At 46.2% G+C, this 22579-nt stretch carries 19 protein-coding genes and 2 tRNA genes; 11 read left to right on the forward strand and 10 right to left on the reverse strand.

Annotated elements, in window-relative coordinates:
* Nucleotides 1–216: 216 nt before the first annotated feature.
* Nucleotides 217–2919, reverse strand: coding sequence for a bifunctional acetaldehyde-CoA/alcohol dehydrogenase (gene adhE / locus HCZ42_RS04340; RefSeq protein ID WP_167419524.1), 2703 nt, complete (start codon nt 2917–2919; stop codon nt 217–219).
* 628 nt (nt 2920–3547) lie between these two features.
* Between adhE and HCZ42_RS04345 the strand changes: the two genes are divergently transcribed.
* On the forward strand, nt 3548–4186 hold the full coding sequence (locus HCZ42_RS04345; protein ID WP_167419525.1) for a YchE family NAAT transporter: 639 nt from the start codon (nt 3548–3550) through the stop codon (nt 4184–4186).
* Between the two features lie 50 nt (nt 4187–4236).
* A complete protein-coding gene (locus HCZ42_RS04350; RefSeq protein WP_167419526.1) occupies nt 4237–5091 on the forward strand; it encodes an ion transporter in 855 nt (284 codons plus the stop codon).
* Between the two features lie 46 nt (nt 5092–5137).
* Here the strand turns inward: HCZ42_RS04350 and HCZ42_RS04355 are convergent, their stop codons facing one another.
* Together HCZ42_RS04355 and asd are read right to left on the reverse strand one after the other, a co-directional pair.
* Nucleotides 5138–5659 (reverse strand): type II secretion system protein, encoded by a 522-nt coding sequence (locus HCZ42_RS04355; protein WP_167419527.1) that lies wholly within the window; start codon nt 5657–5659, stop codon nt 5138–5140.
* Between the two features lie 118 nt (nt 5660–5777).
* The gene (gene asd, locus HCZ42_RS04360; RefSeq protein ID WP_167419615.1) at nt 5778–6893 is read right to left on the reverse strand and encodes an aspartate-semialdehyde dehydrogenase; all 1116 of its coding nucleotides are present in this window, start codon (nt 6891–6893) and stop codon (nt 5778–5780) included.
* Nucleotides 6894–7333: 440 nt separating this feature from the next.
* Between asd and nhaC the strand changes: the two genes are divergently transcribed.
* Nucleotides 7334–8770, forward strand: coding sequence for a Na+/H+ antiporter NhaC (gene nhaC, locus HCZ42_RS04365; RefSeq protein ID WP_167419528.1), 1437 nt, complete (start codon nt 7334–7336; stop codon nt 8768–8770).
* A gap of 66 nt (nt 8771–8836) precedes the next feature.
* Here the strand turns inward: nhaC and HCZ42_RS04370 are convergent, their stop codons facing one another.
* The 3 genes from HCZ42_RS04370 to yejK form a co-directional block, all read right to left on the reverse strand.
* Nucleotides 8837–9985 (reverse strand): chemotaxis protein, encoded by a 1149-nt coding sequence (locus HCZ42_RS04370; protein ID WP_167419529.1) that lies wholly within the window; start codon nt 9983–9985, stop codon nt 8837–8839.
* A gap of 60 nt (nt 9986–10045) precedes the next feature.
* Nucleotides 10046–11248, reverse strand: a complete 1203-nt coding sequence (locus HCZ42_RS04375) for an Hpt domain-containing protein (RefSeq protein ID WP_167419530.1) — start codon at nt 11246–11248, stop codon at nt 10046–10048.
* Nucleotides 11249–11354: 106 nt separating this feature from the next.
* Nucleotides 11355–12356 (reverse strand): nucleoid-associated protein YejK, encoded by a 1002-nt coding sequence (yejK, locus tag HCZ42_RS04380; protein WP_167419531.1) that lies wholly within the window; start codon nt 12354–12356, stop codon nt 11355–11357.
* An 86-nt stretch (nt 12357–12442) separates the two neighbouring features.
* On the opposite strand from yejK, the gene HCZ42_RS04385 reads away from it, so the two are divergent.
* The 3 genes from HCZ42_RS04385 to HCZ42_RS04395 all read left to right on the forward strand — a co-directional run bounded on the left by HCZ42_RS04385 (nt 12443) and on the right by HCZ42_RS04395 (nt 14634).
* Nucleotides 12443–12667 carry a YejL family protein gene (locus HCZ42_RS04385; RefSeq protein ID WP_167419532.1) on the forward strand — a complete coding sequence of 75 codons (225 nt, stop codon included), beginning with the start codon at nt 12443–12445 and terminating at the stop codon, nt 12665–12667.
* Nucleotides 12668–12695: 28 nt separating this feature from the next.
* A complete protein-coding gene (locus tag HCZ42_RS04390; RefSeq protein ID WP_167419533.1) occupies nt 12696–14504 on the forward strand; it encodes a DUF3413 domain-containing protein in 1809 nt (602 codons plus the stop codon).
* Nucleotides 14505–14557: 53 nt separating this feature from the next.
* Nucleotides 14558–14634, forward strand: a tRNA-Pro gene (locus HCZ42_RS04395).
* Nucleotides 14635–14696: 62 nt separating this feature from the next.
* Here the strand turns inward: HCZ42_RS04395 and HCZ42_RS04400 are convergent.
* Nucleotides 14697–15548: an AraC family transcriptional regulator gene (locus HCZ42_RS04400; protein ID WP_167419534.1), complete on the reverse strand. Its 852-nt coding sequence runs from the start codon at nt 15546–15548 to the stop codon at nt 14697–14699.
* A gap of 114 nt (nt 15549–15662) precedes the next feature.
* Between HCZ42_RS04400 and grxC the strand changes: the two genes are divergently transcribed.
* The 4 genes from grxC to HCZ42_RS04420 all read left to right on the forward strand — a co-directional run bounded on the left by grxC (nt 15663) and on the right by HCZ42_RS04420 (nt 18192).
* Nucleotides 15663–15941, forward strand: a complete 279-nt coding sequence (gene grxC, locus HCZ42_RS04405) for a glutaredoxin 3 (protein WP_167419535.1) — start codon at nt 15663–15665, stop codon at nt 15939–15941.
* Nucleotides 15942–15968: 27 nt separating this feature from the next.
* Nucleotides 15969–16454 carry a YkgB family protein gene (locus tag HCZ42_RS04410; RefSeq protein WP_167419536.1) on the forward strand — a complete coding sequence of 162 codons (486 nt, stop codon included), beginning with the start codon at nt 15969–15971 and terminating at the stop codon, nt 16452–16454.
* A gap of 328 nt (nt 16455–16782) precedes the next feature.
* Nucleotides 16783–16873, forward strand: a tRNA-Ser gene (locus HCZ42_RS04415).
* 173 nt (nt 16874–17046) lie between these two features.
* Nucleotides 17047–18192 carry an amidohydrolase gene (locus HCZ42_RS04420; protein WP_167419537.1) on the forward strand — a complete coding sequence of 382 codons (1146 nt, stop codon included), beginning with the start codon at nt 17047–17049 and terminating at the stop codon, nt 18190–18192.
* A gap of 20 nt (nt 18193–18212) precedes the next feature.
* Here HCZ42_RS04420 and HCZ42_RS04425 read toward each other — a convergent pair whose 3' ends face one another.
* Nucleotides 18213–18701: an NUDIX domain-containing protein gene (locus tag HCZ42_RS04425; RefSeq protein ID WP_167419538.1), complete on the reverse strand. Its 489-nt coding sequence runs from the start codon at nt 18699–18701 to the stop codon at nt 18213–18215.
* Between the two features lie 10 nt (nt 18702–18711).
* The gene (locus tag HCZ42_RS04430; RefSeq protein ID WP_167419539.1) at nt 18712–19635 is read right to left on the reverse strand and encodes a histone deacetylase family protein; all 924 of its coding nucleotides are present in this window, start codon (nt 19633–19635) and stop codon (nt 18712–18714) included.
* A gap of 192 nt (nt 19636–19827) precedes the next feature.
* Here HCZ42_RS04430 and HCZ42_RS04435 point away from each other — a divergent pair, with 192 nt between their 5' ends.
* Complete coding sequence (locus HCZ42_RS04435; protein ID WP_167419540.1) at nt 19828–20511, forward strand: SDR family oxidoreductase; 684 nt, start codon at nt 19828–19830, stop codon at nt 20509–20511.
* Between the two features lie 16 nt (nt 20512–20527).
* On the opposite strand, the gene HCZ42_RS04440 is transcribed toward HCZ42_RS04435, so the two are convergent.
* On the reverse strand, nt 20528–22492 hold the full coding sequence (locus HCZ42_RS04440; RefSeq protein WP_167419541.1) for a DNA topoisomerase III: 1965 nt from the start codon (nt 22490–22492) through the stop codon (nt 20528–20530).
* Nucleotides 22493–22579: the final 87 nt, after the last annotated feature.

Raw genomic sequence — 22579 nt, forward strand, 5'->3', positions numbered from 1 at the left:
TACAAACAATGAATTTGTTAGATATGCATATAAGTTATGTATGCAACTTTATTAAAGTCTAGTTACTGGTCCAAAAGTTTATATCTAAATTTTCTTTCTGTGATTGCAGAACGGTATTCTCCAAAAAAAAGCCCTAGTCTTTCGACTAGGGCTTTGTTCTTTTCCCGATCAGTAGGTTTCGTGCTAGCGAAAACCTATCTCATAGCGCACGCTTACTTATGCGTTTGCTTTTTCTTTTTTCGCTTTAGGCGCTTCTTTCGCTGATTCTTGGTCTGCTTTCTTCTTGATTACAGTAGTACCTTCGAAAGTTTCACCTTCAACAAAAGCTTTACCGTAGTAAGAAGCTAGTAGAACTTCTTTCAGCTCGGTGATTAGAGGGTAACGTGGGTTCGCACCAGTACATTGGTCATCGAACGCTTCTACCGCTAGCTCGTCTAGTTTCGCTACGAAATCAGACTCAGCAACACCTGCCGCTTGGATAGACATTGGAATGTCTAGGTTAACTTTTAGTTCATCCAACCATGCTAGTAGACGTTCAATCTTCTGAGCAGTGCGGTCACCTTCTTGGCTTAGGCCTAGGTGGTCAGCAACTTCAGCGTAACGACGACGTGCTTGTGGACGGTCGTATTGAGAGAACGCAGTCTGTTTAGTTGGGTTGTCGTTCGCGTTGTAACGTACCACGTTAGAGATAAGTAGTGCGTTAGCTAGGCCGTGTGGCAAGTGGAACTCAGCGCCTAGTTTGTGTGCCATTGAGTGACATACACCTAGGAATGCGTTCGCAAACGCGACACCAGCGATAGTTGCTGCGTTGTGTACTTTCTCACGAGCGATTGGGTCATTTGCACCGTTCGCGTAGCTTGATGGTAGGTACTCTTTTAGCATCTTAAGTGCTTGAAGAGCTTGACCATCTGAATATTCGTTCGCAAGAACAGATACGTAAGCTTCTAGAGCGTGAGTTACTGCATCGTAACCACCAAATGCTGTTAGAGACTTAGGCATGTTCATTACTAGGTTTGCATCAACGATAGCCATGTTTGGCGTGATTTCGTAGTCAGCTAGTGGGTATTTAGCACCAGTCTTGTCGTCAGTAACAACCGCGAATGGAGTCACTTCTGAACCAGTACCTGAAGTTGTAGTGATACATACAAGCTCAGCTTTTTTACCCATTTTAGGGAACTTGTAGATACGTTTACGGATGTCCATAAAGCGCATTGCTAGTTCTTCAAAGTGAGTTTCTGGGTGCTCGTACATTACCCACATGATTTTCGCTGCATCCATTGGTGAACCACCACCTAGCGCTAGGATAACGTCAGGTTGGTAGCTAGCCATTTGAGCTGCACCTTTTTCTACTACAGAGAGTGTTGGGTCAGCTTCAACATCGAAGAATGTTTGAACTTCCATGCCTTGAGCTTTAAGTAGGCTTACTACGTCATCTGCGTAACCGTTGTTGAATAGGAAACGGTCAGTTACTAGGAATGCACGTTTCTTGCCTTCTAGGTCGCCAAGCGCGATAGGAAGGCTACCACGGCGGAAGTAGATTGACTTAGGTAGTTTATGCCACAACATGTTTTCAGCTCGCTTCGCTACAGTTTTCTTGTTGATTAGGTGTTTAGGACCTACGTTCTCAGAGATAGAGTTACCACCCCAAGAACCACAACCTAGCGTTAGAGATGGCGCAACGTTGAAGTTGTACAAGTCACCGATACCACCGTGAGTAGTCGGGATGTTGATTAGGATACGTGCAGTTTTTAGCTTATCACCGAAGTAACGGATGCGATCTGCGTTCACGTCTTGGTTAGTGTAAAGACCAGATGTGTGGCCGATACCACCGATCTCAACCATAGTTACCGCTTGTGCAACCGCGTCTTCGAAGTTGTCAGCGCGGAATAGACCTAGTGTTGGAGATAGTTTCTCGTGAGCGAATGCGTCATCGTAAGACACTTTACCTAGACCTTCACCAACAAGAACTTTCGTGTCTGCTGGAACTTTAACGCCTGCCATTTCAGCGATTTCTGCTGCTGGCTGGCCTACGATTTTCGCGTTTAGCGCACCATCGATAAGAAGAACTTTACGAACTTTTTCCGCTTCTGCTTTGTTTAGTACGTAAGCTTTGTGAGAAGCAAAACGCTCTTTTACTTCGTCGTAAACTTCGTCAACTACGATTGCAGCCTGCTCAGAAGCACATACTACGCCGTTGTCGAAAGTCTTTGACATAAGGATAGAAGCCACTGCGCGTTTGATGTCAGCTGTTTCGTCGATAACAACTGGAACGTTACCTGCACCTACACCGATTGCTGGCTTACCAGAAGAGTATGCTGCTTTAACCATGCCTGGACCACCAGTTGCAAGGATAAGCGCGATGTCATCGTGTTTCATTAGAGCGTTTGAAAGCTCAACAGAAGGCTGGTCGATCCAACCGATGATGTCTTTTGGTGCACCTGCTGCTACCGCTGCATCTAGAACTAGTTTAGCTGCGTCGTTAGTTGAGTTTTTCGCACGTGGGTGTGGTGAGAAGATGATACCGTTACGAGTCTTCAAAGAGATTAGAGATTTGAAGATCGCTGTAGAAGTTGGGTTAGTCGTTGGTACGATACCACAGATGATACCTACAGGTTCTGCGATAGTCATAGTACCTAGGTTGTCATCCTCTTCTAGGATGCCGCAAGTCTTTTCGTCTTTGTATTTGTTGTAGATAAATTCAGATGCAAAGTGGTTCTTGATCACTTTATCTTCAACAATACCCATACCAGATTCTGCAACCGCTTGTTGAGCGAGCGGGATACGAGCTTGGTTAGCTGCAAGAGAAGCAGCGCGGAAGATTGCATCTACTTGCTCTTGAGAGTAAGTAGCGAACTCTTCTTGCGCTTTCTTAACGCGCGCAATCATTGCATCTAGTTCAGCCATATTAGTTACAGGCATAGGGATTCTCCTAAAATTAAAAAATATTAAAAACTTTTTATTAAGCAAACTGCGCGTTATTGACATCGATTCAGGCAGATTATCTTAGTAAATTGCTTTCAGGGCTGAGTATATTATTTCAGGTTGTGAAAAATATTGACTCAGATCAGTTATGAAAAAATAAATACCCAATAAGTGTTAGTAGTATCGCACAAATTCACTTAAATAAATGAATTTAAAGGATTTAAATCACACTATATAGTTGAGCAAAATACCAGCAACTAGATACCTAGCCAGAAAAAACGGCAACAACCTGTAAAAAAGTTTCATTTTTTGACCACAAACTTACATGTGATCCGAAAACTATGTGCCACTGAGAGTATATGCATCACTCCCCTCACTCTACAAAACCTGCTGTTTTTTATCAAAAATGTGCAGATGTTAACGTTTATGTAAACCAGGTTGTTATCTCACCCTAGATTTTACTTAACAAAACGTGCCATTTTTATTTACCAAACTTTCAAAAATTAGATTTTCTCAGTAATGGGATGCCCTACAGGTTAGTTTTTTTCATTCGTTGACGTTCAGATTTTAGACTATATTCCGCGTGTAACTCGTCACTCCTATTACTTATCGTGGATGCACTGACATGCAATCGATCGAAATCGCTATTTTTCTGCAGTTTTTTCTCGGCTTAGTTGCCGCAGTTAACCCTGTGGGAATCATGCCTGTATTCGTCTCCCTTACTGGGCATATGACGTTAGAAGAGAAACACAAAACCGCGACAACCGCGAACATCGCTGTTGCGGTGATCCTGATTGCTTCTTTACTAGCGGGTCAGATGCTGTTGGATATGTTCAGCATCTCGCTGGACTCGTTTCGCGTGGCAGGTGGTTTACTGCTGCTAAGTATCGCCTTTTCGATGATGAGCGGTAAGCTGGGTGAGGATAAGCAGAACAAGCAGGAAAAATCTGAATACGTCAGTCGTGAACAGATTGGTGTTGTACCACTGGCAATGCCTTTAATGGCGGGACCAGGTGCGATCAGTTCGACTATCGTTTACGGTGCACGTTACCCAAGTATGCTCGATACCGTCGGCATTGCTGCCACCGTGGGTGTGTTCTGTTTCTGTTCTTGGTTGTTGTTCCGCTCAGCACCGCTGATCGTGCGCTTCCTCGGTCAAACTGGTATCAACGTCATCACCCGTATTATGGGTCTGATCTTGGGCGCGCTGGGTATCGAGTTTATTGCTAACGGCTTACGTAACCTCTTCCCTGGATTAGCCTGATTTTCTTAATGGCTGTATGATAAAGCGATTCATCCTTGGATCGCTTTTTTATGAACAATCACACGCTTAAAAATACCCTTTACGTCACCATCTTCGGTACGCACACAAAAGCGGGGCGAGCTTTCGATATCGCGTTGATCATCACGATCATCAGTTCTTTGGTCGTGCTTGTGCTCGACTCGATTCCATCAGTACGAGCTGAATGGGCAAAAGAACTCAAGTATTTGGAATACATGTTCACTGGTCTTTTTACCATCGAATACATAGTACGCCTCTACTGTTCACCAAAACCTGCCGCTTACGCGAAAAGCTTTTATGGGGTGGTCGACTTACTCGCGATATTACCGACCTACCTTGTTCTCTTCTTCCCGTCCGCATCATTTATGGGCGTGATTCGAGCGCTACGTGTGATGCGCATTTTCCGTATCTTAAAGCTGGTTCGCTACCTACAAGAATCCAACATTCTGCTGCGTTCACTGTTGATGGCACGTAGAAAGATTTTTATTTTCTTCAGCACGGTTGCGATTTTGGTCACCATATTTGGTGCACTGATCTTTGTGATTGAAGGACCAGAAAACGGCTTCACCAGTATTCCGAAAAGTATTTATTGGGCGATTGTGACCATCACAACGGTGGGTTACGGTGACTTAGTACCACAAACCGATTTGGGTAAGGCATTGGCATCACTGACGATGCTACTGGGTTATTCGATCCTTGCGGTGCCTACGGGTATCTTTACCGCGGAGCTACACCAAGAGATGCAATCACACAAAGTGTTAGTGAAATGCCCAAACTGTTCGCAAAGCGGTCATGATTCGGATGCGATGCATTGCAAACATTGTGGTAGCGAATTGGCTGACCCTGACAATAGAGTTGTATCGGTAGAAAAAAATAAACGCTCATAGCGAGCGTTTATTGGCGGTGTGTTGGGTGATGTAATCTTGGCTAAGATCAACAACCATCAGTGAATACTTCAACTCGGTAATCTGCGCCAGCTTCCATTGCAGCGGTATATTTTACGTAGCACTTGCTATCTTCAATCGCTTTATTGAAATCGCTGATCGTTCCTTCGCTTAGCCATTCTGAGCGGGTGACAATCCAAGCGTCCGGATTCTCCACTGTGCCATTATTGTGTGCTGCCCACACCCATTCTTTACTCGTATCGTGATAACCCGTATCAAGCTGTAGGAAGTTTTCCATACCGCCTTTGATGACCGATGGATAACCATATTGCACGTAGCCATACCCTTCCACCGAGTAACTGGCTAAGTTTTCTTGTCCCTCTACCGACGTCTTACCAAACGCTAATTGAGCCGCGTTGTTGACTGCTCCAGCAAGACCTTGAACCACCGAACTTTTGGCTTCACTTTGCAAATTGAGAAACCTCGGGGCGGCTACGACAGCCAATAAACCAAGAATCACGATCACAACCACTAATTCAATCAGGGTAAAACCCTTCGCTTTTCTCGACATTTTGAACTCCAGTCGTAAATTCGCTAAGAAAGTAGTTGCTTAAGGTCAGAAACGTGTCAGCAAAAAACAAAAAAGCGCCCATGAAGGCGCTTTTGATACTGGTTGTCTCGACTCTAACTTATTGTTTCTCAGCCAGAATGATACGTAGTGTACGACGTAACGGCTCAGCCGCACCCCACAGAAGTTGGTCACCGACAGTGAATGCGTTTAAGAACTCATCACCCATTGCCATCTTACGTAGACGACCGACAGGCACTGACAATGTACCCGTTACTTTCGCCGGTGTAAGCTCAGCCGCTGTAATATCACGGTCGTTAGGAATAACCTTAACCCAATCATTGTGCGTGGCGATCATCTCTTCGATCTCGTCCATCGGCACATTTTGCTTAAGCTTAATGGTCAGCGCTTGTGAGTGACAACGCATTGCACCGATACGTACACATGTGCCGTCGATTGGCACTGGTGCGTCTTGGAAACCTAGAATCTTGTTCGCTTCTACGCCCGCTTTCCACTCTTCTTTACTTTGACCATTATCGCGCTTCACGTCGATCCAAGGGATCAAAGAACCCGCTAGCGGTACACCAAACTTATCCGTTGGGAACGAAGTGCTGCGCATTGTATCGGCAACTTTCTTATCGATATCAAGAATAGAACTTGCTGGGTTTGCGAGTTCAGAACTCACTGAGTCGTTAATCACGCCCATTTGCGAGATAAGTTCACGCATGTTTTGCGCACCCGCACCTGACGCCGCTTGGTAAGTCATCGCACTTGTCCATTCAACAAGGCCTTTTTCAAACAGACCACCAAGTCCCATCAGCATTAAACTTACAGTACAGTTACCACCAACAAAGGTGTTAGTGCCGCCGTGAATGCCTTGCTGGATTTGCGCTAAGTTAACTGGGTCTAGCGTAATAATGGAATCTTCTGCCATGCGCAGCGTTGAAGCAGCATCAATCCAATAGCCTTTCCAACCTGCTTTGCGAAGTTCTGGGTAAACTTTTTCTGTGTAGCTACCACCTTGGCAGGTGATAACAGCATCAAGCTGTTTTAAGCTGTCGATGTCGTATGCATCTTGTAGATTTCCGGCTTCTTTACCAAAGTTTGGCGCTGGAATGCCCACTTGCGAAGTACTGTAAAAGACAGGATCAATAAAATCGAAGTCTCTTTCTTCTACCATACGTTGCATTAGTACTGAACCAACCATGCCGCGCCAGCCAACTAAACCTACTCTCATCATCAACTCTCCATGTAAACCTTACAAAAACGAAGTAATCCATAGTTCAATTTTCGCGGCAAAATCTCAAGAGGTATTTACAAAAAAACACGAAGTTTTATCGCTATTCATCGATTGCTTAGATAAAAGTCTGTTTTTGAGCAGAATTTCACCGGTTGTTATTTTTGAGAACAAAACAAAGTAAGCAGAAAACAAATCCCTAATTTATGTAACACACATATTTCACATTACAAAACATTAATAATCATTAAATTTAACCAAAAATAAAACTTTTAACCAAACAAATAAGCAAAAGCAGATCAAAAACACACAAAGAACACATAAACTCGAAATATTACTCTGAGTCATGTAAGGTTCACTCCGTTCCCTAAAGGCGTTAACACTTCGATGGCTCTCATTCATGACAGCTATTGGTTCATAATTCTTATAAGAGGCTCTGTATGACGCAACTTACCCCACGTCTGCCAAGCTTAATGCAGGTTATTGTTGCCCTTGGCCTATTTTTGCTGATGGCATTTTCATTCACAGCAAAATTAGATCTTCCAATCCAGCTAGCACTTTATATTGGCTGGTTCATTATCATGGTGCTTGGTATCCGTTTAGGCCACCAATATAAAGACTTAGAAAAAGCTGCACTAAAAGGTATTTCAAACGGACTAGGCGCAGTACTTATTTTGCTTGCTGTCGGCGCTCTTGTCGGTACTTGGATTTCTGGCGGTATCGTACCAACGATCATCTATTACGGCCTGAATGCGATCCACCCTTCTATCTTCCTTCTTGCAACGATGATCATCTGTTCCCTGACCGCATTAGCGACTGGCACCTCTTGGGGCGCAGCGGGTACAGCGGGTATTGCGATGATGGGTATTGGCCAAGGTCTTGGCGTTCCAGCCCCTATCACTGCTGGTGCGGTACTGTCTGGCTGTTACTTCGGTGACAAAATGTCTCCACTGTCAGACTCTGTGATCCTAGCGTCTTCAATGTCGAACGTTGAAGTCATGGAGCACATCAAAGGCATGCTGCCGATCGCGCTGATCAGCTACGTCATCACTGGCATCATGTTTACTGCGTTCGGTTTCCACTACGCAGGTAACGTCGATATGTCACAGGTACAGTCTGTTATCGACGCGATGGAACAGCAGTTCTACATCACTCCGTATTCATTTGTTCCAGTAATTATCGTGCTTGGTCTGTTGGCGATGCGTATGCCTTCGTTCCCGGTCATCAGCTTTGGTTCACTGCTGGGTATTATCTGGGCGGTGATGATTCAAGATGTGGATTTCCTACAAGCCTTTAATACCGCTTGGGCTCCGTACCAAATTGAGTCTGGCGTAGCGTTCATCGATTCCATCCTAAACCGTGGTGGTATGTCTTCAATGCTCGGTTCGGTAGCTGTAATTGTCTTTGGTCTTGGCTTTGGTGGCCTGCTGGATAAAGTTGGCGTACTGGAAACCATCGCGAAACTGTTCGAGCGTCGCGTACAAAGTGCAGGTTCACTGGCAAGCAGCACCATCGGTACCGCATTCCTAGGTAACGTTTTTGGCTCAGCAATGTACGTGTCTCTTATCCTGACACCAAAAATCTGTGCGAAGAACTACGACCGATTAGGCTACCAGCGTAAGAACCTATCGCGAAATGCGGAGTTCGGCGGCACACTCACATCAGGTATGGTGCCTTGGAGTGATAACGGTATCTACATGGCGAGTATTCTTGGTGTCGCAACCCTGTCTTACGCACCGTTCATGTGGCTGAGCTTCACTTGTATCATCGTCACCATCTTCACCTCTTACATGGGTTGGTTTGTCGATAAGTGCGAGCCAACGGCAGAGGCGAGTGCAGAAGAAAGCGAAGTCGAGTTCGCTAAGCAAACGGCATAACGCTTCAGATTCGAAACCAAAAAGAGCGCCTACCAAGGCGCTCTTTTTTTGCTTAGTTTTAGTTGGTTATGAGGTAGATTTCGCACGCTTACCCAGCATGTAACCCAAACCGAGTGGCGCGAAGAAAATCACCAAAATAAACAAGATGAAGTAGATAATCGTGCTCTTAATCAGCATGACGACTTTGTCTATCGCTAAGGCAACCAAGTCTTGCGAAAGCGCATCAAGATTGTTGGTGAACTTTTCTCGCTCGGCGCTAATGATTAAAGCAATTTCTGCACGTTCACGGGCAACCATTTTTTCCAATGCTTGACGCTCTTTGCTTAACTGTTCGAGCCGTTTTTCCGTTCTATTGTCGATCTCACTCACCAGTGGCTGCAACTGAATCGACATCTGTTTGGCGAGGTTTTCCATGTATTCTGGGTTGTTTTCGACAAAGTCGCGAAATGCCCGAGACGTCCCTTCGAGACTTTCCAAGGTGGTGGTCAACTGCTGGCCAGAAACGTTGCTGTTCATCGCAATCAATTGCGCTTTCCAGGTCATCAATTTTGGCGTTTGCTCTGAAACGATACTTAGCCTGTCAGACACGTCGCCCAGTGCTTCAGGCATAGTGCCTAAGTTAGCAACCGCTTCTTCGTCTGTGATGCCTTCCGACTTAAGCCAAGCGCGATAAGCCGGTTGACGGATAAATGATAAGTCATTAAACGGATGCTCCTCGGCGTACTGCGTGACAAATTGTTTCGTCGAGGCATAGCTGTCGTCTTTGAGTACAGACTTCGCCAAGTCATTAATTTCGGCTAGCAGTTGCATGGACGCCTGACGCGCGTGGTCACTCTCAAACAACTTAGCACCTGCACCACTTTCAAAGAAGTTAGCCATTTGGTTGGTAAACACCCAGCTGTCAATCAGTGCTGCCATTGGCGATACCTGATACGCTGAACCTTGGATGCCCTCTTCTGCGTTTATCTTCCACAACAGAATGTAAGATTGATTGAGTTTATCTTGCGGGTCGTAAAGCGACGAAGTGGCGTCACCCGCTTGCTCTACTTGAGAAAAGAACTGCTGTGCGTATTCGCGAGTCAGCAGCCTCATGGTCAGCTCTTGTTTAGTCAGCGGTGTGGTTTGCGTATCTATTTTGACTTCAAGCAGAGAGCAACCGCTCAAGCTGAAAAAGATCATCAACACGCTAATGAATTGAAAACGACGAATCCCCATGTAGGTGCTCCGGATTGCATAATGTTGTCCGGAGAATATAGGTATTCGGTCAGGGATCGATTAATTTAAATCAACATTATGTATATTCAGAAAAGTCTGAGCTGCTTTTATAGTTGCATCGAGGTGTTTTTCTAGCTCGACCAGCAATAACGGCACAGTATCACTCTCTTTCGCAATCGCTGTTTCCAGTTCTGCAGCCGCGTCACGAAGTTGAGCCACACCCAAGTTCCCGCCAATTCCTTTCAAGCTATGCGCTTTTCTCTGCGCATCTGCTGGAGATTCTGTGAGTAACGTGCGGAGCGCTTGTATGTCTTGCGCGTGGTCGGAAACAAAAACTTGTAGCAACATGCACACAGATTCAATATCACCGTTCAACGACGTTACCATGTCATCAAAGTTGATCTCATCGTCTACACAGTTCGCTACCGTTTTATCCTGCTGATTCCTTTTAACTGGCGGCACTTGTTCTCTATGTATAGCAGCCGCTTGCGATTGAGCTGGCTGGTAAGTGAGCAAAATGATGCCAAGCAGCGTTCCCATCGCCAACAAGCTCACCAATATTGCCAGCATCAAATGTTGTTCGCGTAACTTTTGGTATTTACCGGCGATGATAGCGAGCTCAGCACTGACGTCGTGTGCGATCAGGTTATCGACAAAATAACTACCCTGCGCATAGCTGCCAAGCACAAGAGAGACCTCGGCGACGACTTGTTGCAGCTCTTTCTTCTCTTTGCCTTCAAGCAGCGTCGAATGCTGATAAATTCGATCGACGTCCCTTGCGGCCTGTATGCTTTGGTTACTGGTGTCGTAGAGCGTTTCGAATACGTTAGCGCTCAATTGAAAATAGTAGTCGGATAAAGGATGCTGGTCAGGATAGTGGGTGCGGATGCGACGGATTTGTCCTGCAAGTTCACTGACGGCGACTTCATTGTCGACGTACGCTTTGGCAAGGTCGATAAACCTATCGATGGTATAAAGAAGTTGGTTTAAATCAGGGCTGAGCCAACTGTCACGATAGTCTGCACCAATCTGTAAACGTAATGCATAGAGGATTTGTAAGTTCAACTCTTGGCTATTAAGTAACTTGGTGCGAAAGCTGTTATCGAAATAAAACGAGCTACGCAACTTTTCGACTTCATAGCCCAGCTCTTCCACTTGAAGTTGACTGTTTTCTACCGAACGGTAGCTACCAACAATTGCGCTTAACGTTATCAGCCAACAGACCGATACCAACACAGCTAATTTAATCCACTTGCGTTCCATGCCTTTAAACTCAAATAAAGTGCTATGAATACAAGAATATATGTAATTTTTTAGGAAGTGCAGGGCTAAGTGCTCATTTATTGCACTCAGCCCCAGATATGGAAGATTACTTGTTGCGCGTTAATTGGTCACGCAGATTAGGTGGTGTGCCTTTGATCGTTAGTGTATCCGTTTCTGGATCGTAGAAGATACGCTCACCAAGCAGCATGCTGTCAAAATTGATATTCACACCACCACCAGCGCCAACGTACTTGGTCAGTTTGCGAACGGCAGTGCGGTCGCCAGGAAAGCTTTCTTCCAGCTCGTAGCCTTGCTCTTGGGTGTAATCGAGGAAACTCGTGCCATCTTGTGCCGCGGGTAATTCACCCGACAATTCTTTGATTTGCACTTCATCACCCGATTTGATCTGCTCACTGCAGTAATCGGCAACTTGCTTTTTGTAGCTTAGGGCTTCGTCTTTTTCTAGTTTAGAGTCAGTACAGAAGTCTTCGACGGCCTGCATCAGCACTTGGTTTTGCTGTTTGGTGTCTAAGCCAACTTCTGCTTGTAGGAAATCTAGGAAAAAGTCTGCGACTTTACGCCCTACTCGCCCCTTGATGTAAGCTAAGTAACGATTTGAATCCTTGTCGGTTTCGTAGCTGGTTAAGTCGATGCGAGCCGCGATATCCATCTTGCTCAAATCCAAGTATTCAGTTGCGCTGATGTCCAGACCTTCGGTCACTTTCAAACTGTGGTTTGACGGAATGATCGCGACAAACAGGTAATCCGTTGCCAGAGACTGGTACTCTGCAAATACTAAGATACCTTCGTCCGCGAATGGGTACTTAGCCAACTCTTCTTTAAGACGGTTTGCACTGCTTTGAGAAAAATCGTAGAAGTTTCTCTCACCTTTGCGCAGCTCTTGCAACCAATGCTGAAATTCGCTGTCCGATTTGAATGAACCAAAGCCTTTACCTGCCTTCGAGTTGAACACTCGATGCAATTCGGCAACTAGGTTTTCGGTGGAAGAATCATTGTTCAGAGAGTCCGCTCTGAAGTTAACAATCAGTTCGTCTGAATCGTTTTTTTGCAGTTGGTGTAAGATAACGTTAGATAGTTGAAGACTCATGGTGAAATTTATCGCTGCATAGGTTTCAGTTGCGTGGCATTGTAGGTTATCATAAGCCGCTTTACTATCAACATTAGAACACTTTTATGCCAATTACTTCTAAATACAGCGACGAGAAAGTTGAACAAATCTTAACTGAGATTGCAGCGGTTCTTGAGAAACATTCAGCTGGCCCAGAGCTTTCTCTGATGATTGCGGGAAATATCGCTACCAATGTCTTAAATCAAGATGTTGCGCCTTCACAACGCAAGGTAATTGCTGAAAAATTTGCACAAGCGCTTGTTTCTTCTATTGAAGACAAATCACACTAATAGCAATAAAAATACATAGAACACATACATGGTAGATAGCGGAAACACATATGGTGAACGTGTATCACGTTTAGTCGGCTGGGGACATTGGTTTGCCTTCTTCAACATTATTGCAGCAATGTTGGTGGGCACGCGTTATATTTCTCAGTCTCCTTGGCCTGAAACCTTACTCGGACAATTTTACTTAGCCGTATCATGGGTCGGTCATTTTGGCTTTTTGGTATTCGCTCTCTACCTGTTAGTCCTCTTTCCGCTGACATTTATTGTCCCGTCTCGGAAACTGTTCCGACTGGTCGCGGTTTGTTTCGCGACGCTTGGACTGACCTTACTGCTGATCGATACTCAGGCTTATCAAACCATCAACCTCCACCTGACGCCTGTCGTGTGGGAAGTGTTGTTCAATGATGAAAGCTCTCGAGTCAGCTCTGATCTTCAGCACCTATTTATCGTCATGCCACTGATCTTCCTACTTCAACTCGGGCTGTCTGAGTGGGTATGGCGCAAACAACGCAAGCTATCGCACAAGCATATTGGTCGTCCGTTTGCGGCGTTGTTCTTTATCAGTTTTATCTCCAGCCACCTTATTTACGTGTGGGCGGATGCGTATTTTTACAATCCGATCACTGCGCAGCGCGCTAACTTCCCGCTGTCTTACCCAATGACCGCGAAGTCGTTCATGGAGAAACACGGCCTACTCGACAAAGAAGAGTACCTCAAACGTCTTGAGGAAAACCAAGAAGAGAACGCTGAGCTCGTTCGCTACCCGCTAGAGCCACTTGAGTTTAACCGCCGTGCTAACCCGCTAAACGTATTAGTCGTGAGCGTGAATAACTTGCGTGCGGATGCGCTGAACAAAGATTGGATGCCTGAAACTTACGCGTTTGCTGAGCAAAACCTCAACTTCACCAACCACTACAGTTCAAGTAACGATACATTTGGTGTGTTTGGCCTGTTCTATGGTTTGCCAAGCGCATATGCACCGAGCATCAAGACACAAGGCACCAAGCCTATCGTCATCCAGACGCTGACCGACAAAAAATACCAGTTTGGTTTGTTCAGCGCGGATAACTTTAGTGATCCGCTTTACGGTGAATCCGTTTTCCGTGGTATGAACTTCACTGGTATTCCGCTCAATGCTGAAGACTCGGCTGATATCCAGACCATTTCTGCGTGGTCAGAATGGGCGAAAGCACAAGGTAAATCACCTTGGTTCAGCTTTATCGAACTTACGACCTTGAATAATTTCAATGCTTACGAGCGCGCGACGAAGAACCAAAGCAACGAAGATACGCTCAAAGCGGGCTACAAAAAATCGGCACAGAAAGCCGATGAAGAACTGGCGGCCTTGTTTACAGAGATTGACGCACTGGGTTTGAAGGACTCAACGATCGTGATTATTACCTCAAATCACGGTACAGAGTTCAACGAAACCAATACGAATAGCTGGGGTGCAAATACCAACTACAGTCGTTACCAGTTACAAGTACCTATGGTTATTCATTGGCCGGGTAAGATCGCTTCTGAGTATCAGCATCGCACCAGTCACCTAGATTTATCGGTCACGCTATTGCAAGACCTGTTAGGTGTGTCATCGAATCCAAATGACTTCAGTAGCGGACGCAACCTATTTGATGAGCGCGCGAGAAAATGGATTCTTGCAGGTGATTCAAGAGAGCTGGCACTTATCACACAGAAAGACACGACGGTGATTGATAAGTTTGGTAACTACAAGTTGTATGACAGCAATTACAAGCGTTTGAAAGACGAAAACCCGACGCTGCCAGTGTTGATGCAAGGCCTGACAGAACTGCAACGTTTTTATGCAAAAGGGAACTAAATCAAATTCTTAGCAATTGACGAAACTGAAACCAATCGCTAAATTATCGACATCGGACTGTAGCGCAGCTTGGTAGCGCACCGTCATGGGGTGTCGGGGGTCGCTGGTTCAAATCCAGTCAGTCCGACCAGACACGAAAAAAGAGAGCTTAGGCTCTCTTTTTTTATTATCTGTATATCGAGCAATACCGAATTATTGTTGAACTCTAAAACGCTTGGGGGTTGTGCCCGTATGCTTTTTAAACGTGAGCGTGAAAGCGCGCTCTGAGTCATAGCCAACTTGCTCAGCTACATCATCAATCGACAATAACGACTCACGCAATAGTTCTTGCGCCCTTGCCATTCTGAGATTGGTTAAGTATTCAAACATCGGCTGTCCAACCAAAGCGGAAAAGCGGCTAGCAAACGCGGCGCGCGACATACCGATCTCGCTTGCAACCAATTCGAGCGTCCAGCTCTTTTCAGGATGGTCATGCAATAGTTGCAAAGCACGGGAAATACGTTTGTCGTTCAGCGCTTCTAAAAACGGGCTTTTTTGCTCTCGACCAAAGTTAATTCGGATCAGTTCGACCAAGATGATTTCGGTCAGCTTATTGACGATAAGCTCCGAACCTGGCCCTTGAGATAAGTACTCTGAACTCAACTGGTCAAAAGTGCTTCTCAGCCAAGGATAGTGCGCTAAGTCTTTATCACGCACTATCGTCACCCGAGGAAAGATCTCCAATAACGGCGTCGTGACTGTGCGCGTATAGCTAAAAGAGCCACAAAGTAACAGCGTTGGTTCTTCTAGGTCTGGCTTGTCTTTATCCGGAGATTGACTCGACAATATATGGTCTTGTCCCGGGCCTAAAAAGATCAAATCTCCCGCTTCCAATCGCTCTACTTGACCGTCAATATTCGCCCAGCAGCCACCACGTCGAATCAAATGAAAACTGGCGTGATCTAAATCGTTAAAGGTTTTACTCCACGGCGCTTCCACCTGACTGCAAAAGTAGACGCTGCCTACCACACGAATCGCGCGCAGCATGTCGCTCATCACTTCCATCTTTAGCCCCACCCTTTATTAGACGATCTGTGTATTAAATCAAGATTATCATGCATAGATAGTATTTTCCGCAATGGTTAAATTAATCCTACAGACACCAAGCGGAGTAACACCATGGCAAAAATCGAGATTTATACCAAACACTACTGTCCTCATTGCAAAGCCGCAAAACACACTTTGAAGCGTTTAGGTTTAGCGTATCGAGAAATTGAAGTCAGTGATAACACAGCACGACTAAACGAAATGAAGAATCGTAGTCAACGACGAACCGTTCCGCAGATCTTTGTCGGCAACCATCACGTTGGTGGAAACGATGATTTGGTTGCCAGCATCAGAAGTGGCGATTTTGAACAGATATTAGAGCGCCAAGGCATCACGCATACAGCTAAATAGCGCATAGAAAAGATAAGGAGAAAGACCATGACAACTATCAATAGCACAACGAGTCACCGAGTAGCAGGCACTCAATCACTGACTAACATTGCTGACCAAGCGGTACGCTTTTCTATCATCATCGTCCTAGCATGGATCGGTGCAATGAAGTTTACCAGTTACGAAGCGAATGCAATTCAAGGCCTTGTAGCATCGAGCCCACTCACCAGCTGGTTATACAGTGTTTTCAGCTTACAAGGTGCTTCTAACCTCATCGGTTTGGTTGAAGTGGCAACTGCGGTGGCTTTGTTGCTCGCACCAGTGCATCGCGTGTTTGCACTCGTCGGTGCTGCTAGTGCAACGGTTATCTTTGCCGTTACAACAAGCTTTCTGTTTACCGCGCCAATCAGCGAAGCAAGTTTAGGTGGCTTCCCAGCAATTTCTGTCGTGCCGGGTCAATTCCTCCTAAAAGACATCGTATTACTAGCAGCAGCGTTATCTCTGCTGGCGAAAGTACTGCGACAAGAAGACTAATGGTAACTGTTAGCGATCTATTACCCCCAGCAGCAAAGAGGGCTCCGGCTCTCTTTTCTCAATCGGCCCGCTATTGGCGATACTGACCGCGATGGTGATGGTACTGCTAAGTTTGGGGGTTATATTGAGTTAAGTACTGGAGTTTATCCCATTGAAGCAATTGGTAAATGTGATAATGTTTAACCAAGTAATGCGAGGCACAACCGCTAGATTTGATGTAAAAACGCGCACTTAATCTGATATTTATCACGAAGTGCCTACAAATAAAGCAAACAATAATTTTAGGGGTTTACAAGTTTTCGCAACCTCTATATTATTCGCCTCACACGGAGAGATGGCTGAGTGGTTGAAAGCACCGGTCTTGAAAACCGGCATACGTTAATAGCGTATCTAGGGTTCAAATCCCTATCTCTCCGCCACATTCGAAAAGCCTGCTGAGAAATCAGCAGGCTTTTTTCGTTTGTCCACATTAACTTACCTCCTCCGCCAATAAGATTAATTTTGATCCTACCGAGAGATTTCCTATCAGACGGTTGAACATCTGCTGTTCGAGGTCTAAAAATGGGGCTTGCACTAATGGAAGGGATAATCGATGAGCGAGCAACTAACTACCACGCCAACCTTTGATGCAATTGCTTTTCGCCAGCAACTGCACCGCTTTCCTGAATTATCGGGGAACGAAATCAACACCTCACAAGTCATTGCTACTCAACTCGCTTCTTTTGACCTAGAGCCAATTATCGGTGTCGGTGGGCATGGTCTGTTTTGCGTTATCGATAGTGGTAAACAAGGTCAAACGACGCTATTTCGCGCCGATTTTGATGCGCTTCCGATTACAGAGAAAGCCAGCCATGACCATGTATCTCACCACGACGGCATCATGCATGCGTGTGGACACGACGGGCATACCGTCTCGCTTTTGAAAGTCGCGAAACACTTAAGTGTAAATCCGCCCCAACATGGCAAAGTTATTCTCTTGTTCCAACCCGCGGAGGAAACGGGCACAGGTGCAAACGCGATGATTCGCGATAAACGCCTTGTCGATCAGGCGATTGATAACGTCTTTGCTTATCACAACTTACCCGGTTTTCCGCTGCATGAGATCATCATCAAGGACAACACCTTTGCCTGTGCGTCAGTCGGCACTCTGGTGCATTTAAAAGGCAAAACCTCTCACGCAGCGAGGCCAGAAAATGGAGTAAGCCCGACCAATGCGATGGTAGAGCTTATTGGCTTTCTGCAATCCCTCGCGGACAACTATCAGGATGCTTTCTGTTTAGTGACCATTGTTCACGCCAGTCTTGGCGAAGAAGCATTTGGCATTGCGCCGGGTGAGGCAAAAGTGATGGCGACAATGCGCAGTGAATGTAATCGCGCGTTCAGTGATATGAAACATCAACTAGCCAGCAAAGTTGAGCAACTTGCCGTCAATCATGGTTTAGAGATGGAAATCACTTGGGATGAGCCGTTCAATGCGGCGGTGAACTCGACTTCTCATGTCGAGCTGATCAAGCAAGTCGCCAAGCAAAACCAGCTCAATGTACATCAACTTGAAGAGCCGATGCGTTGGTCAGAAGACTTTGCCGAGTTCCTAACTCAGTGGAAAGGCGCGCTATTTTGTATTGGCAGTGGAGAAGCGCACCCTGAGCTGCACAACCCTGACTATGACTTCCCCGATGATATTTTAGAAACCGCTGGCACGATGTTTATCGGTTTAGCGCAAAAGTTGCATGGATAACCGCCTGCAACGCCGAGGCGTTATTGGTCTAGATAGTTGATGGTTTCGAACTCACCTTGGACATACGCGCCAAGGTGAGTCGAATACTCCCGCTCTTCAATCATGGTGAGCAAACGAGATTGGAGTTCGACTGGATAAAGCCGTTTGTCGGATAACTCAGTGACGCGAACCCATTCGACCGCTTGAATGTAGTCTTCATCACTTAAGCCCTTTAGGTTTTGAATGTGTATTTGGCCGTGGTATCCCGTCACTTGGTAAAAGAATTCCGCGTTATAACGCCCCTTATTGGTTTCGAGAAACTCACGCACACAAAGCAGCTCGCCAATTTCCACATCTAAACCAGTTTCTTCGAAAAACTCTCGCTTTAAGCACGCTTTAGTGCTGGTGTCCCCCTGCTCCATTCCGCCACCGGGAAGAATCCAATATTCCCCGCTGAAGTCTTTCACTTTCACCAACAACACCGCGCCTTGTTCGATTAAGATCCCTGCTGCACGTATTCTGTGTTCCATCACTTCGTCCTTATTCGCCGTAGATTGCCTTTGCGGCTTCGATGAGCTGCAGGTGAATTGGCACAAGGTCTTGATGCTGGCTACGATAACCACCACCCACGACACACGCGATTGGCAGATCTCGATTGCGTGCTAAGCCAAACATAAAACGGTCACGCTGCCCAATCGCCTGCGTTGAGACGTTAAAATAACCCAGCTCATCATCCTGATGAATATCGACACCCGCGTCATAAATGATCATATCTGGTTGATGTAAATTCACCGCCATTTCCACCACCGAGCAAAACGACTCAAGAAACTCCTTGTCTTGAGTCTCTCTTGGCAACGCGACATCCATATCAGAATCGGGCTTGCGCGCGGGAAAGTTTTTCGCACAGTGGAACGAAAGCGTGACGATATCAGACTCATCGGCGCACAAGGTTGCCGTACCATCGCCCTGATGCACATCGCTATCGACAATCAGAACTTTGTCGATGCCGTCTTGTTTAAGCGCTCGCTTCGCCGCCAACACCAGATCGTTAAACAGGCAAAAGCCGCTACCAAAATCGTAGTGCGCGTGGTGATAACCGCCACTCAAATGAATCGCGATGCCTTGCGCCAACGCTTGCTCGACCGTATCGCAAGTCCCGCCCGCCGAAGTCAGCGTTCGAGTGATCAGGCACTCACTCCACGGGAAACCAATTCGACGCATCTTAGCCGCAGGAAGTGAACCAGATACCAACGCTTCAACATATTCGCTGCAGTGCGTTTCCAACACTTCTTCTACGCTAAGCGCTTTGGGTTCGACAAAGCGAAACGTACGTTGCCAATCCTCATCATTTGAACATTGCTGGGCGATTTGTTGATACAGCAAGCGATACTTGTTGATGGGATAACGATGTCCTTCCGGGAGCGTAAGCTCAGAATAAATCGAGTGGTAAATCAGTGGGATCATAAGATTCATTAGTGAAAAAATACGCTGTCATGTTATCAAGTTGTTTTACTCGTCGCGACCTTTTCTGGTTCACCCGACTGTCATCCATATTCAATGATTTCGGCTCATAATGGGTAAAATGGTTGATTTTATCTTATTGGCTTCGCACAATTTCTTGGTCTGTCATTCAACATTTCAAACGTAAGGAACCCTATGAATACCGTTTTGGTTACAGGAGCGAATCGCGGCATCGGCTTAAGCCTCGTCGAGCAGTTGTTGTCGAAAGGCTGGCAAGTCCACGCGACATACCGCAATGAAGATAGCGCTGATAAGCTGAAAAGTTTGGGGAACAAAGGCGACTTGATTTGTCATCGACTCGATATCACCGACTATGCAGCGGTTTCATGCTTAGTTGACGTTCTGCCGAGCCTCGACTTACTGATCAATAACGCTGGATATTACGGGCCAAAAGGTTACGGATTTGGTCATACCGATGAGGAAGAATGGCGCAAGGTATTCGAAATTAATACCATCGCTCCGCTCAAGTTAGTTGAAGCACTCTATCCAAAACTGCAGCTAGGAACGTTAAAGAAAATTGCCTGCATTTCTTCTAAAGTCGGTAGTATGACGGAAAACACATCCGGTGGTGGTTACATTTATCGTTCTTCAAAAGCGGCGTTGAACTCGGTGGTAAAGAGCTTGAGCAATGATCTGACCAACGACGGCTTTACCGTACTCGCCCTGCATCCGGGATGGGTGCAAACCGAAATGGGTGGGCCAAACGCTTTGATTGATACTGCGACATCTGCACGCGGATTGATTGAAGTGATTGAACACGCCACAACGGCTAATTCCGGTGAGTTCATCAATTACGACGGCACTCACCTGCCTTGGTAAGCGACCTAAGCCAACATTAACTGCTGGCTTTTTTATTGCTGGTGCGTTTGCTTGTTGACCCTTTCGCCGCGGGTTTGCGTTTACGCTTAAACGCTGGTCGCTCTACTTTTGGCAAGTGACGCAAAGACTCTGGGACAGGGCCTGATTTCACTTGCCCCATCAGCCCATTAATTCGCTCAAGTAACGATTGCATAAACGGTTGATACGCTTGATTGCGCTCGGCCATGCCCTGCAATTGATGTTCCCAATGCGCGGTCATATCTGGGTAAGTGGAGTCACTTGGCAGCGCATGAATCAAGCCACGCCCAGCGGGAGAGCTCAAAATCGTTTTGCCTTGACGTTTTAGTAGCTGGCGCTTAAACAAGGTATCTAATATCCCAGCGCGGGTCGCTTCCGTTCCTAAGCCATCGGTTTCTTTGAGGATCTTTTTCAGCTCTTTATCTTCAACAAAGCGCGCAATCCCCGTCATCGCCTGCAGTAATGTAGCTTCAGTAAAGTGTTTTGGCGGCTCGGTTTTGCGGTCTTTGATTTCACCTTCACGACAAGTCAAAACGGTACCTTCCGCTAACGGTGGCACTGCATCCACGCCGCTGTCCTCTTCGTCTGCTTTGCCCATCAACTCTTTCCAACCCGCCGAAACCAATTGTCTACCTTTAGCGATAAAGGTTCCACCAGCAATATCAAACACCAACTTGGCTTCCGCGTAGATTGCAGCGGGATAAAACTGCATTAAATACTGGCGAGCAATCTGCTGATAAATTTTCATTTCGTTGCCGGAAAGCGCGTTCACTGACGCTTTTTTCGGTGTCGGGATGATCGCATGGTGTGCGTCGACTTTTTTATCGTTCCACGCTTTGGATTTCAGCGACAGATTCGCACTTTGTACTGCCTGCCCCAATTCTTTGGCGTTGTTACCAATCGCTTGGCAAACACTCTGCGCTTGAGCGTAATGCTCCAACGGCAAATAACGACAATCCGAGCGTGGGTAGGTGATCAGCTTATGCTTTTCATACAAAGACTGACAGGTATCCAAAACCTGCTGGGCGCTCATGCCAAAACGCTTGGCGGCGTCGATCTGTAGTGCGGACAATGAGTAAGGTAGCGGTGCGGATTGCTTGGTTTGCTTTTGCTCCGACTCAACCACGGTTGCGGGTTGATTTGCAATCCGGTTCGCAACGTTTTCCACAAGCTTACGGTTGAGTATTCGTCCCTCTTCATCTTGCCAAGGTTTACAAGCTTCGCTCGGCTTCCAACGAGCTCGAATATCAAATTGCTGTGCGCCATCTTGATACGGGATCAACGCGTGCAACGTGAAGTAATCTTTCGGTACAAAGTTTTCAATTTCTTCGTCGCGTCGCACCACTAAGCCGAGCACTGGCGTTTGCACTCGACCGACCGACAATACACCTTGATAGCCTGCTTTTTGTCCCAACAAGGTATACGCGCGTGACATGTTCATCCCATATAACCAGTCTGCACGAGAGCGCGCCAATGCAGAAACGGACAACGGAATAAACTCGCGATTACTGCGCATCTGCCCTAAAGCACGTTTGACAGCAGGTAAGTTAAGGTCGCTGATCAACAGGCGCTGCGCGGATTCTTTCTTCGTTTTACTGACTTTGCAGTAATCGAGTACTTCATCGACCAAGAGCTGTCCTTCGCGGTCTGGGTCGCCGGCATGAATGATTTGGTTGGATTCCTTAAGTAGTTTTCGTACGACGCTCAGTTGTTTGCTGGCCGATTTTCGCGGTCGTAGCTGCCACTGTTCAGGAACAATTGGTAAGTCGGCCAAATTCCACTTTTTGTATCTCTCATCATAAGCGTCTGGCTCAACTTGCTCTAGCAGGTGACCAATACACCAAGTCACCACATCGCCGTTACCACAACGGATAAATCCTTGGTCTTTCTTTTGGGGATTGGGCAAAGCCGCAGCGATGGCTCTTGCGAGGCTGGGCTTTTCGGCGATAAACAGACGGGACATAAGATACGTTCAGACAGATACAATAAAGGCCACATTATCGAATGTGGCCTTTATAAATCAAGAAAAACTGTAAATTTACACAGTACT

This window comes from Vibrio hepatarius, assembly GCF_011806575.1.
Lineage (GTDB): Bacteria > Pseudomonadota > Gammaproteobacteria > Enterobacterales > Vibrionaceae > Vibrio > Vibrio hepatarius_A.

Bases quoted from the DNA above. Each gene is read 5' to 3' on its own strand.
- adhE (WP_167419524.1), bottom strand. From the start codon at position 2,919: ATGCCTGTAACTAATATGGCTGAACTAGATGCAATGATTGCGCGCGTT.
- HCZ42_RS04345 (WP_167419525.1), top strand. From the start codon at position 3,548: ATGCAATCGATCGAAATCGCTATTTTTCTGCAGTTTTTTCTCGGCTTA.
- HCZ42_RS04350 (WP_167419526.1), top strand. From the start codon at position 4,237: ATGAACAATCACACGCTTAAAAATACCCTTTACGTCACCATCTTCGGT.
- HCZ42_RS04355 (WP_167419527.1), bottom strand. From the start codon at position 5,659: ATGTCGAGAAAAGCGAAGGGTTTTACCCTGATTGAATTAGTGGTTGTG.
- asd (WP_167419615.1), bottom strand. From the start codon at position 6,893: ATGAGAGTAGGTTTAGTTGGCTGGCGCGGCATGGTTGGTTCAGTACTA.
- nhaC (WP_167419528.1), top strand. From the start codon at position 7,334: ATGACGCAACTTACCCCACGTCTGCCAAGCTTAATGCAGGTTATTGTT.
- HCZ42_RS04370 (WP_167419529.1), bottom strand. From the start codon at position 9,985: ATGGGGATTCGTCGTTTTCAATTCATTAGCGTGTTGATGATCTTTTTC.
- HCZ42_RS04375 (WP_167419530.1), bottom strand. From the start codon at position 11,248: ATGGAACGCAAGTGGATTAAATTAGCTGTGTTGGTATCGGTCTGTTGG.
- yejK (WP_167419531.1), bottom strand. From the start codon at position 12,356: ATGAGTCTTCAACTATCTAACGTTATCTTACACCAACTGCAAAAAAAC.
- HCZ42_RS04385 (WP_167419532.1), top strand. From the start codon at position 12,443: ATGCCAATTACTTCTAAATACAGCGACGAGAAAGTTGAACAAATCTTA.
- HCZ42_RS04390 (WP_167419533.1), top strand. From the start codon at position 12,696: ATGGTAGATAGCGGAAACACATATGGTGAACGTGTATCACGTTTAGTC.
- HCZ42_RS04400 (WP_167419534.1), bottom strand. From the start codon at position 15,548: ATGGAAGTGATGAGCGACATGCTGCGCGCGATTCGTGTGGTAGGCAGC.
- grxC (WP_167419535.1), top strand. From the start codon at position 15,663: ATGGCAAAAATCGAGATTTATACCAAACACTACTGTCCTCATTGCAAA.
- HCZ42_RS04410 (WP_167419536.1), top strand. From the start codon at position 15,969: ATGACAACTATCAATAGCACAACGAGTCACCGAGTAGCAGGCACTCAA.
- HCZ42_RS04420 (WP_167419537.1), top strand. From the start codon at position 17,047: ATGAGCGAGCAACTAACTACCACGCCAACCTTTGATGCAATTGCTTTT.
- HCZ42_RS04425 (WP_167419538.1), bottom strand. From the start codon at position 18,701: ATGGAACACAGAATACGTGCAGCAGGGATCTTAATCGAACAAGGCGCG.
- HCZ42_RS04430 (WP_167419539.1), bottom strand. From the start codon at position 19,635: ATGATCCCACTGATTTACCACTCGATTTATTCTGAGCTTACGCTCCCG.
- HCZ42_RS04435 (WP_167419540.1), top strand. From the start codon at position 19,828: ATGAATACCGTTTTGGTTACAGGAGCGAATCGCGGCATCGGCTTAAGC.
- HCZ42_RS04440 (WP_167419541.1), bottom strand. From the start codon at position 22,492: ATGTCCCGTCTGTTTATCGCCGAAAAGCCCAGCCTCGCAAGAGCCATC.